At 51.9% G+C, this 11,638-nt stretch carries 11 protein-coding genes; all 11 read right to left on the reverse strand.

Features of this window, described 5'->3' with window-relative positions:
- Positions 1-9: 9 nt before the first annotated feature.
- The 11 genes from A3193_RS06025 to nuoB all read right to left on the reverse strand — a co-directional run bounded on the left by A3193_RS06025 (position 10) and on the right by nuoB (position 11,604).
- The gene (locus tag A3193_RS06025) at positions 10-411 is read right to left on the reverse strand and encodes an ExbD/TolR family protein (protein ID WP_069014317.1); all 402 of its coding nucleotides are present in this window, start codon (positions 409-411) and stop codon (positions 10-12) included.
- A complete protein-coding gene (locus A3193_RS06030; protein WP_069014318.1) occupies positions 401-1,060 on the reverse strand; it encodes a MotA/TolQ/ExbB proton channel family protein in 660 nt (219 codons plus the stop codon). The genes A3193_RS06025 and A3193_RS06030 overlap by 11 nt, the downstream gene beginning before the upstream one ends.
- Positions 1,057-1,770, reverse strand: a complete 714-nt coding sequence (locus tag A3193_RS06035) for a sulfite exporter TauE/SafE family protein (protein WP_069014319.1) — start codon at positions 1,768-1,770, stop codon at positions 1,057-1,059. Before A3193_RS06035 ends, A3193_RS06030 begins: the two co-directional genes overlap by 4 nt.
- Positions 1,767-2,819, reverse strand: coding sequence for a 4Fe-4S binding protein (locus A3193_RS06040; protein WP_069005262.1), 1,053 nt, complete (start codon positions 2,817-2,819; stop codon positions 1,767-1,769). Before A3193_RS06040 ends, A3193_RS06035 begins: the two co-directional genes overlap by 4 nt.
- The gene (locus tag A3193_RS06045) at positions 2,816-3,613 is read right to left on the reverse strand and encodes a hypothetical protein (RefSeq protein ID WP_069005263.1); all 798 of its coding nucleotides are present in this window, start codon (positions 3,611-3,613) and stop codon (positions 2,816-2,818) included. Before A3193_RS06045 ends, A3193_RS06040 begins: the two co-directional genes overlap by 4 nt.
- A gap of 12 nt (positions 3,614-3,625) precedes the next feature.
- The gene (locus tag A3193_RS06050; protein WP_083218590.1) at positions 3,626-5,791 is read right to left on the reverse strand and encodes a TonB-dependent receptor; all 2,166 of its coding nucleotides are present in this window, start codon (positions 5,789-5,791) and stop codon (positions 3,626-3,628) included.
- Positions 5,792-6,707: 916 nt separating this feature from the next.
- Complete coding sequence (locus tag A3193_RS06060; RefSeq protein ID WP_069005265.1) at positions 6,708-7,211, reverse strand: ferritin family protein; 504 nt, start codon at positions 7,209-7,211, stop codon at positions 6,708-6,710.
- Between the two features lie 19 nt (positions 7,212-7,230).
- Positions 7,231-9,087 (reverse strand): FAD-dependent oxidoreductase, encoded by a 1,857-nt coding sequence (locus tag A3193_RS06065; protein ID WP_069005266.1) that lies wholly within the window; start codon positions 9,085-9,087, stop codon positions 7,231-7,233.
- A gap of 19 nt (positions 9,088-9,106) precedes the next feature.
- Positions 9,107-10,249 (reverse strand): NADH-quinone oxidoreductase subunit D, encoded by a 1,143-nt coding sequence (locus A3193_RS06070; protein ID WP_069005267.1) that lies wholly within the window; start codon positions 10,247-10,249, stop codon positions 9,107-9,109.
- 75 nt (positions 10,250-10,324) lie between these two features.
- Positions 10,325-10,894 carry an NADH-quinone oxidoreductase subunit C gene (locus A3193_RS06075; RefSeq protein ID WP_069005268.1) on the reverse strand — a complete coding sequence of 190 codons (570 nt, stop codon included), beginning with the start codon at positions 10,892-10,894 and terminating at the stop codon, positions 10,325-10,327.
- On the reverse strand, positions 10,891-11,604 hold the full coding sequence (nuoB, locus tag A3193_RS06080; RefSeq protein ID WP_069014320.1) for an NADH-quinone oxidoreductase subunit NuoB: 714 nt from the start codon (positions 11,602-11,604) through the stop codon (positions 10,891-10,893). Before nuoB ends, A3193_RS06075 begins: the two co-directional genes overlap by 4 nt.
- Between the last annotated feature and the right edge of the window lie 34 nt (positions 11,605-11,638).

Here is an 11,638-nt window from a genome sequence, read left to right on the forward strand (position 1 = left end):
TGCCGTCAATCATGGTTTTTCGGTCAGGATATCCAGCGATTCTGCACCGGCGCTCCGGGCGGCATCGATGATCTTGATCGCCAGGCCAAACTGGGCCGTCCGATCCCCCTTGAGTTGGACCACCCGTTTGCTGTTTGCATGAAGCATGGCACTGAGCTTCTTCTCAAGCTGCACCAGTGGTATTGACTCACCATCCAGCAGAATTTCTCCCGAGGGTAGCAGACTGATCACTAAAGGCTGATCTTCCTGGCTTGACTGACTGCTGATCGCTTCCGGCAGTTGTATGTCGATTGCCTCATCCTCGATAAAATGGGCCGTCAGCATGAAAAAAACCAGTAGTAGAAAGACGATGTCGATCAGAGGCGTCAGATTGAGCACATGACTGGAGTGTCTGCGATACTCATACGCCATCGGTAATATTCTCCCAATGTGGCGTTTGAGGTTCCTCCTGTTGGTTGAAAGTTGAGCAGCGACGTTCCAGTAGCAGAGCGATACAGCGAGTCATCGATAGTGCCCGTCTCTCCACAATGCCCTCCAGAAAGTGGAGCAATAACAGCAGTGGTATTGCCACGGCAAGACCGACACCTGTTGTGATCATGGCTTCCCAGATGCCTCCGGCGAGGGCTTGTGCATCCACCTTGCCACCAGCCTGCTCAATCACCATAAAGGCTTTTATCATACCGGTGATTGTACCCAGCAGGCCGAGTAGGGGGGCGGTATTGCCAAGGATAGAGAGGGTTCGCAGACCAAATGTCATCCGTTGTACCTCTTCATCGCGTAGCCGACTGCCAACCCCTTGCAGATCTTTGACGCCTTCGCTATCGGCCTGCACCATGGCTTGAATGATGCGGGCTTCCGGTCCCTTCAGCTCTGCGATTTGTGTTTGACGATCCATTCGCTCAAGCAGTTGACCGAGATTCGACAGCCATGTTTTGGGTAGGCGATGAAGGCGCATAAAAAGGAAGTAACGCTCAAGTACAATGGCCAGGCCTATCGAGGAGTAAGCGAGGAGTATCCATATTACAGGGCCTCCTTTTGCGATCAGTTCTTCAATGTTCATGGTGTAATCCATCCCAGGGCTGTGGCACATCCGATCAGGATGAGCAGTCCGACGCTGGTGTTTTCGAGGGCCAGTCGGTGACAATTCAAATGGAGCCTGATCTGCTGGCTGAAATGAGCAAGACCCGTTGCAAATACCAGGGTTGGCAGAAATACGGCACCCATTGCAAACCCGGCGCCTAAAACTGCACCGTTGAGCAAGCTGGCGCTGGTAGCCGCGGCGAGTATCAGGGTAGTCAGGGGAGCGCAGGGATTGAGAGCCATGCCGAAGCCCATCATATAGAGACTGCCAGGCAGACTCTTGTGTGCCAGAGGCGTGGGCTTCAGACTTGCGCTCAACGCATCAGGCTTTATCCCATGGACGGATTGGCAGGAAGATTGGCAGGCATTAGGCTGGCGACGAAAGATGATCGAAAGCGCGACCAATATGGTCGCACCACCCAGGAACCAGCGTACCCAGGGTTCCGCGATCATGTCTTCCACCCAGAGTCCAGCCCATCCAGCGGCAGCTGCCAGTAGGGTGTATCCGGAAATACGCCCGAGTGAGAAGGGCAACAGGGTACGCCATACGCCCCAGTCACGCTGGTCACTACCGGTAAATACCGGTCCCAGATAGGGAAGACAGGCAATGGTGCAGGGACCCGATCCGAAACTGAGGCCCAGCAACAGAGCAGAGCCAAAGCTCAGGCTGACAGGTTCGATTGGGATCATGAGGATTCAGCCCGGCTTTTGCTTCCTTTGTTGCCAAACCAGGTGATCAGATTCTGTTTTTCCCAATTGGTCTGCGCCTTTTTTCGCTTTTTGAAATACTGGGGGTCAGCTCTGAAGACCGGTATGAACGCATATTTTAGTTGCAGAACATCCTTATCAGGACAGAACTCAATGCAACGTCCGCAAAGTGTGCAGTCTTCAAAAGTGACATTCCGTCTGATCATGTCGGTATGGATTTCATGAATGTCCATTGGACACGCCTTGGCGCAAAGTCCGCAGCGATCACATCGTGGGGATGCATTTTTGATCAACCGTAACAAGCCCATTTTGCGAAATACGGCGTGTAGCGCCAGCATGGGACAGATCCGGCAGAAGGGTTGGCGGAGTGTCAATCCCAACGCGATCATAAGTCCGAACAGAAAGTCAGCGAATAATGTCAGGGTGATGGTGGTGGCATTTGCCGTATCGACATGCAGCTGCACGGTACTGCCGGTAGCCAGAGTTGTGAGGATTCGGCTGGGGCATATTTTACAGAACGGGTCTCCCAGGTCATGGTTGATCATCCCCATACCGGTCAGCAAAGGGAAGCCGAAGACCAGCACCACCAGAATGAACCACTTTACAGGGCGGATCTTAGCAACCAGGGATTTGGAGAGTGACTCCTGACGCTGCAAGCCGATTTTCTGACCGATCATCTGCAGTAGCTCCTGGAATGTGCCCAGAGGGCAGAGCCAACCGCAGAAAGCCTTGTTGAGTAACACAAACAGTACAAGAAAGGTGCCCAGGGTAATCAATGTGGGCATCACACCCATCAACAGATTTCCCCCTTTGGCAATGGTCTCACCAAGCCGGTGATCCATTTGGTGTTGGATGGGAATCAGGGTGCAGAGATCCGAACCCTGGAAATCGTAGGCACAACTGAGGGCGGGAAGGGCACCACTGATCTTCTCTTCCAGGTAGTAACCGGTAATCAAACCACCATAAACAAAAAAGACAAAGGCACTGATCTGCACCAGTTTGCGTATCACGGAGAGATTCAAGATGCTCATGCTTTTTTATCCCGCTTCTTCAGGTTTTGTCCCAGATAGCCTCCAGCGAGGAAGCCGATACCCAGTACCAGCACTCCCCACTCTGTGGATTGCCAGTGGCTGGGATTAACCCGGTAATCGGCAACGAGTTGGGTGGAGTAGGTGGTATCACCTTCCTGGTATTCACCGCTGATGGTGAATTGTGCTGACTGTTTGTTTCTCTCGCCTTCGATCAAGCCAGGGAAATCATCTGGAATAAGAAAAGTGACCCGGCCATGTTGATCGGTATTCAGAGTCTGTTCACTGCCATTTGAGGTACTCAGTGTCAATGGCTGATTCGCGACAAACTCGCCCTGGTATCGGGCCAGAAACTGCCAAGCTTGTTGACTGTGGTATCGGTAGTGTTCTCTAGGCAATGGATTCGGGACAATCTCAAACTCGCTTTTTTCAGCAGCGGTCAAGCGGACAGGATTCTGCTTACTGGGACGACCGAACATATATTGGTATCGGATAATCACCTCTTTATGATCACCCCAATCCTTCTCTACAACCAGAGCATGATAGTTGTCCACACCACTCACCGGCATGGTGATCCTACCCATTACCGGAGTTATGGATTGGCTTGAGAGATCGGGTTTTATATAGGTAATCGTGGCGCCATCCAGATTATCAATATGAAAGGTTTTGGCTCCCCGGTGGCCATGTGAGACTGCAGGCTTGCTGTTTTTGAGGTTCTGTGCCTGATCCGCTGCAACTACCCCGCTCTGGGGCAACACCAAAGCAGCCAGCATGATCGCCAATATAGATGGTTTCATGAATGTTCATCCTCAGAACAGATAGGTATAAGTGAGCATGGCATTTCGAGGTGCGCCAGCCGAATAGGTTTTATTGCCACTGGTACTTTTCTTCACTTCTGTGGCGTAACGCTTGTCAAACAGGTTTTCCACGTTCAGAGCGAGCGTATGGGAGCCTGTCTGATAGCTGAGCATCAGATTGGTCAGGAAGTCGTAGCCGTCGTACTTTTCAGTATTGGCATTATCGACGTAATAGCTGCCCCAGCTGTTGCTGCGGATAACCGCTTTTATGCCAAGTGGATGGTAGTAACCCAATCCCAGACCATATTGCTGACGTGGAATATAGGGGAGCTGATTGCCCGAACGATCGACAGGTGTTTGGCTGCGTCCATTGCGTACCAGTTCATCAAAATCTGTGAAGGTATAATCACTGTAAGCAAAACTGCCTTCTAACCAGATGTTGTTCGCAACATCGTAACGTCCACTGAGTTCAACACCTTTCTTTAAGGTTTCACCGGCGTTTTGAAACTCTGTTGTGAGATCCTCATTGAGGGTTGAAACAATCTCGTCAGTGACTGTGGTGCGATAGATTGCCAGGTCGAATGACCACGCCTGCTCACGCCCTTTAAAGCCCACTTCTACGTTTTGTGCAGTGGCCGCATCCAGTTTCGGATTGCTCTGAATCTCTGACTCGGAAGGCACCTGTCCGGATTGAGCAACCAGGCCATAGACATTGACGCGCTGATCGAGCGCATAGGTCAAACCCAGTTTGGGTGAGAATAGATTGAAGGTTTTATCGGTTTTTGTCAGTTCCGGTGTGTCAAAGAAGGTATAGGTCCCACTGCCATAGCTGTATTCACCAAAAGCGGTACTATCGATGTCAAAGTTGTTGCGGTCATAACGAAAGCCGAATTCAAGGTTAACTTTTTCAGTCGGTTGCATGGTCTCCTGAATGTAAAAACCATACAGGGTATTGGTGGCATCCTCCTCTTCAAGCAGATCGCCGGCTCGATCGGAATTGGTGTGTAGAATGGTTGCTGGTCCGGTTGGATTCCAGGCCGGTGGTGGTGCTGTCTCAACATCGGCATAGGTGTATTTCTTCGCACCTTCGGTGTTGTCCCGGCGGGCTGTCACACCCGTGACCAGAGTGCTTTCTCCCCACAGCTGATGTTTGTATGTGATCTCGAGATCTGTGCCGAGAACAGTTGTTCCCGGGTTGTCGTTGATGGCGCCGGTTACCGGGTGGTAGTGATCCCACTGATTGGCGTAGACACGTGGCTTGAGTGTGAGATTGTCCATCTCCTGTTCATAGCGGGAGTTGAAAAACCAGATTGTGGAATAGCGCCCACTGTGCTGCCAGGGGCTGCTGGTGGTATCTTTCTGTTCGCCGGTGTCAAGGTAGCGCTCGAACTCTTCATCATCCATGGAACCGGGTAGTTGCAGATCCGCTTCATGGTAACTCAGTTCTGACTCCAAGGTACCACCGTTGTCCAACAGATAGCCGTGTTTCAAAGCCAATTGCTTGGATTCGAATTCGTTCCAGTCCCGCCAGTCGTTGTCTGTTTTACGATAGGAAGCAGTGATCGATGCGGCGTTATAGTCATTGATATCACCAGCCAGGCGGCCATGCAGATTTTGTTGTCCAAATTCACCGGCTCCCAGTTTGACCCGGTTACTGTCCGTGTCGAACACTGATTTGGAGATGATCTGGATTGTGCCGCCTGCAGAGCCAGCACCAAACAGTGAGCCAGGCCCTTTTGTTATCTCGATGCGTTCGATATCCTGGGTATCGATGAAATCAAACCGGGAAAAGCTGTCGGGGTCTGTCATTGGGACCCCATCCCGGATGACCATGATCTCCCGCACCCCGTAGTTGGCTTTCTGTCCGGCGCCTCGAATAATCAGGCGGCTGTCGTAGGCAGAATTCTTGGAGTTGATCAGAACGCCGGCGCTCCCTTGAATCGCATCCTTGATATTGAACATTTTCTCGCTTTCGATACGTTCCGAATCGATGACATCGATCGATCCGGCAACCTCTTTGGTTTTTCGCTCGATCCTGGAGGCTGTAACACTGATGACGTCGAACTCCTCATCCGATGTGCGGTCTTCTGCTTCATCTGCGACAGCGAGAGGTTGGGTGGTAATGGTCAGAAAAGATATGAGTGCAAAGTTGATACTGTTTTTAGGTAAAGACTTCATAAATTAGATTCTGCTGTACATGTTAAAAGGTTGCTAATGATCATCATCCGGATGATCAATCACATCGCTGTTCCAAGTAGTCACAGAATAAAGTTATAAAGTTATCGAACTTTTATCTCTGTTCCCGAGTCCGAATCGAAATCCGGCTGACTGCTTTTCCCTGGCGGACATCCCACAAAAAGCAATTTCAAGGCCAGAAAATAAGTTGTTGAATTATAAAAATTAAATGCAATTCATTTGAGTTGAGATATAAGTCATAAGACCTAGAGTGGGTGATATGGCCTGATTTCTGATCGCTTTAGCAAGTCAGTGATTTACACAACTGCTTGGTTGGTTTTAATAGTCGATAGTCATTGATAAGAGACCTGGCACTATAGAGAGGAGTATCGATGCGACTGTTGATGGAGTGCCAAGATGCAGTCAATGCGTTCGTTAACCTACTAGGGCCTATTGGATTAGTGATAACAGGCCCTAGATAGCATCTGTAATCAGAAAGAAGTACATCGCTTTCAATAACCCATTGAGTTTTCTGATACTGATATGCGGTATGGCCAGGATGTATATTGGCGTACCTATACTAGGCCAGCCTATGGCGCGAGGGTGTTTAGCGGTTGCTTTGTATATTGGATGTGTTTCTGTGATTATGGTTAATTTGATCTTCGCAGCTGAAAACAGGTTGGCATACAAAACTGAATTCAAGACCGATAACAGCCTGAATGACCTTGACGGAGCCTGAATATCCGGTAATCAAGCCGGGTAAGCTAGAGGTTTACCGAGAGACATAATATGGCAATAGGGATTTTCGATACCACTGATGAACAGTCGATTATGGGTGGCTCGACCTATTGGCTTTCAGAAGCGATTGATCGTGTGAAGAGTTACCATTGCAAAAGCACGGTGGTGGTTAGAATGCAGTTCAAACGCCACCACTGTGAATGGTTTCGTAATAGACCTTTTCCAGTTGGTTCTTATGTTCCGTCTCTTCATTGGCAAGGAACTGAAACAGCTCCTTGATTGGACCATCCTCGGTGCTCTCGGCAAGGGCATGGTACTGTTCCATGGCCGCATGTTCACGACCTAATGCATATTGCAGTACCGACTGGTCGTCGGGTCTGTCACCCAGTTCGGGAAGATGGATGGCATCGGAAAACTTTTTATCACTTGCCGGGATCTCCACCAGGGTTTGAACCTGCAGCTCAAGGCCGGGACGGTTTTTCAGTTCGTTAAACAGATCAAAATGGCGTTGCTCCTCTTCCGCCAGCTCCTCCACCAGATAGCGGATCTGTTTACTGACTTTTGGAATCAGATTCGTGTAGAAATCCCGGGCAGTACGTTCGAACTCAATTGCAACTTCAAGAATCTCAGCCAGGCTTTTTTTCGATTTCAGTCTGTCGTAACTGCTGCTATGACTTTCAGACATGGCGATGACACTCCTACTGTTATTGCTGATTCAACCATTCATCGATGCTGGCCGCCACACGGTGACCATCTGCGATCGCATGAACCACATCCGGCCCGTTGACGCAGTCACCGGCGGCCCACAGCCAGTCGACCGCAGTTCGTCCCTGTTCATCGATACTGAGTCGGCCCCTTTGCCACTCAAGGGCTTCCGTCAGCTCGTCACCAAGCAGATTGTTATCCGACATCTGGCCGATGGCTTCAATTACCATGTCTGCCGCGTGTATCTGCTCATCCTGCTCATCATATTCCGGTGCGAAGCGACCTTGCTCATCGAATATGGAACGGACCTTCCAGGTCTTCAGTCCGACCAGCTTGTTGTTTTTGATGATGCACGCCTGGGGACCTCTTGCATCATAGATCTCGATGCCTTCCTCCAGACACTCTTTGATCTCCACCGGGTCAGCCAGAAAGTGAGTCATATCTTCCAGTGCTGTGACCGTGACCTGTACTTTGCCAAGCTGTTGTTGCTGTTGCCGGGCGAGGGTTCTGGCAATGTCCATCGCCACATTACCACCACCAATGACCACAGCCCTGTGTGGAATCTCATAGTCTTCATCATCGGTGGTTCTACGCAGTAGATCGATCGCTTTACGGACCTGTTTGTGGTCGGCGCCGGGAACCCGGGTGGAGCGGCCAAGATGCAGACCGATGGCTAACACCACCGCATCAAAATCCGCTTCCAGCTGGGTCATCGTGATATCCTTGCCAACCTGAATACCGGTCTGGATCTTCACTCCCATGGAGGTAATCACATCGATGTCCCGGTCGAGCATGTCGTAGGGCAGGCGGTATTCAGGAATACCGTAACGGGGCATACCACCCGCTTCCTTACGGGCTTCGAATACCGTCACCTGATGACCTTTGCGTATCAGGTCATAGGCGGCAGTGAGACCAGCCGGTCCGGCACCGATGATGGCGATCTGTTTGCCGCTCAGGTAGTCCGCTTTACCTTCCGCAGCAATCTGTTTGATCCGTTCATGATCCACCGAATCCATAGCGTAGCGTTTCAGCCAGCGGATGGAGACCGGTTCACCCCGTCGGCCGATCGAACAGGCATCCTCGCAACGATGGGTGCAGACCCGGCCACAGACATGGGAGAAGGGATTGCTTTGATAGATCCAGCGTACCGCCTCTTCCAGGTTGCCCTGCCAGATCGAGCGGATATACTCGGGAGCATCCATATGGGTGGGGCAGGCATCGTGGCACATGCCGCACTGAACGCAGCGTGAGGCTTCGATCACCGCCTGCTGATCGGTATAGCCGGCAACGATCTCATTGAAGTTATCGATTCGCTCCTCGGCTTCCAGCTCGGCCATCGGCTGACGGTTCAGGTCGAGCAGGTCGGAGTCACTGGTCTTCTGCCAACCCTCACCATAATACTCGCCATGGATACCGGTTTCGTTCGGTAGAATGAAGTAGCTGTCGATCTCCTCCTGGGTACAGATATGAACATATTCACGGGAGAGGGAGATGGCACTGGTCGGACAGATGTCCACACACAGGGCGCACCAGCAGCAACGACCATAATCGATCGCCGGTCGCAGATTGCGTATCCCGTTGATCGGATCTTCCGGCAGATGGGGAACCTTGACCATGGTGATGGCTGCGTTGTCACACACTTTCTGGCAGGAACTGCAACCGATGCACTTTTCATGATCGTTGAGATGAAAGCCACGGTAGTTGTCTGCCGCGGGGCGGGGTTCCAGCGGGACTGTGACCGGTTTGCGCAAGAAAAACTGCAACGCCTTGAGTGGGCTGAGGATTGAACCTGCCTCCTCATGCTCGATGGTCACATTCTGTTTGCTCAGTTTTGCATTATCAATCGGTTTGGACATCAGCGATTACCCATAGATCTCAACGGTCAACTTCCGGCGGACAGGCATCCAGGGAGAACATGGTCTGGGCAATGTCCTCGATGCGTGATCCGACGGACATCTTCTCCAGCACCTGCACTGCATGCATCGACGATGGCCCCCGTACATGGACCCGATAGGGCTTGGGGCCACCGTTGGAGACCACGTAGTAGCAGAGTTCCCCTTTGGATGATTCAACCCGGGTGTAGGTCTCCCCGGCGGGAACATTCCAGGCCAGTGGATTGGGGATCGGTGCGCGTATCGGACCGTGGATGTCAGGCAGAATCTCCACCACCTGGCGCAGAATGCGGATACTCTCCATCAACTCTTTGCGACGCACCAGGGTACGTGCCCAGGCATCACCGCTCTCTTCAACCGGGATATCGAACTCAAGTTGATCGTAGACCAGATAGGGATCATCCCGGCGTACGTCGAAGGCCAGTCCGGTGGCCCGCAGATTGGGTCCGGTGACACCCCATTCCAGGGCCTGTTCCCGAGACATCACACCGGTGCCCTTGGCCCGCTTGACGAACACCTGATTCTTAAAAAAGAGGTTGTCGTAGTCGGGTAGTCGAGACTCGATGTAGTCGAGGGTTTCTGTCAAGCGTCGCAGAAAACCATCAGGCAGTTCCCGACGCACTCCACCGGGAATGTTGTAGATGCTGTAGACCCGGCCGCCGGTAAACTCCTCAAACAGATCGAGCAACAGATCCCGGTCAGCCACACCCCAATACATGGTGCTGTACATACCGGTGGTTGCCGCATGACCGCCAAAGGTGAACAGATGAGCCGCGATGCGTGACAGTTCCAGCTGCATCACCCGCAACCACTGAGCCCGTAGCGGGACCTTGAGTCCACACAGCTCTTCAACCGCCATCGAGTAACAGAGTTCCATCGGTGAAGGGTCAGGCACGCAGATACGAGGCACCAGAGCAATATTCTGAATCCACAGCCGCTGCTCCATCAGTTTTTCAAAGCCCCGGTGCAGATAACCGCCATCCGCCTTGGCCTCCAGCACGATATCGCCATGCAGCTTTACCTTCAGTGCATAGTTGCCTTCAATACCGGGGTGGTTCGGACCGAAATTGAGTTCATACTCATTACTCGGCGGCTGGCGCTGGGCTTCGTAATTCTCAGGTCTCATGTCGTTTCGCTTATTTTAAAAATTTGGGGCCGCATTTGCATTTATTCGCGTTCATTTACGGACTGATAAAACGCTTCACTTCTTCTTTTGACTGAAGCGCTGCTCTTCCGGCGGGATGATCACACCACCACCTTCGGCGACCAGCTCCTGTAACCACTCCGGGTTGTACTCCTGCCAGCTCAGGTGCTCGTTGATATAGGCTTCGCTGTCGAACTCTTTGCGCATCGGTGGCGGACCGTCCCATTCGGTAAGGATGAACTTCTCCATATTGGGACTGCCTTCGAAGTGGATGCCATACATCTCGTGGATATCCCGTTCGAAAAACCCAGCAGGCTGATAGAGGTCATATACCGAGAGATAGACCCCAGGTTCACGGGCAATGCGAATATGGGCCGATACCAGGGAGTGACTCTCATAGGACCAGACGTGGTAGACCAGTTCAAACTCGTCATCATCGATCCAGTCGACACAACTGATCGCAGAGAGGTGTATATAACCGGCTCGTCCCTGCAGCAGCTCCAGCAGTGCGGGCAGGGCATCCGCCGGTACATCGACTCTTACCCGGCGACTGCTTTTACGACGAACTTCGATGCCTTCGATCTCCTTCAAGAGATTGTCCAGCCAATGGGCGACTTCCTGGCTCATTCAACTGACTCCTTGATGTTGTGGCCGAGGCGCATATCAAGGGCCTCCAGGGGTTTCTGATGCTGCTCCAGCAGGCGGGTGTGATCGCCCAGGGTGCCTTCACCCATCAACTCATAGTGTTTCGCTTCGGTGATGATGTCAGTGGGTGTCTGCCAATCCTCACCGAACAGTTTCTGTTGATTGCCCAGGTAGTAGTCATAGTTGCGGTAGTAGTCCTGCCAACTGTCGGCTTCACCACTGTTGATACGATCCATCAGTTTCTGCAGACCGCTGATTACCGCCTCGGGTCTTGGCATGCAACCGGCGATATAGAGGTCGACCGGCATATATTCATCGAGTTTTTTAGCGGTTGCATAGCTCTGCCAGTACATGCCGCCATTGACTGTGCAGGAGCAGATCCCCACCACATATTTCGGTGAACCCATCTGCTCATAGGTGAGGATCACCCGTTTCAGGGTTTTGATCGAGACATAGCCGGTTATCAATAGAATATCGGCCTGTCTCGGAGAGACCATGGGTTGAATGCCAAGCCGCTCCATATCGAAACGGGAGGTCATCGCCGGCGGCAGTTCGATTGCCCCGCAGCCGGTGCAGTAATGGAGAATGAACAGGGAACGTGAGCGGCAGAAGCGCACCAAATCATCGAACACCCGGGCCAGGGGGTTGCCCTTTTTCTCTTCGATTACCGGTATCTTTTGTAACGTGCTCATAACCATCACCAAAGTCGTTGTGTTAACTTGCCTG

Origin of the sequence: Candidatus Thiodiazotropha endoloripes, assembly GCF_001708965.1 — a bacterium.
Taxonomy (GTDB): Bacteria; Pseudomonadota; Gammaproteobacteria; order Chromatiales; family Chromatiaceae; genus Thiodiazotropha; species Thiodiazotropha endoloripes.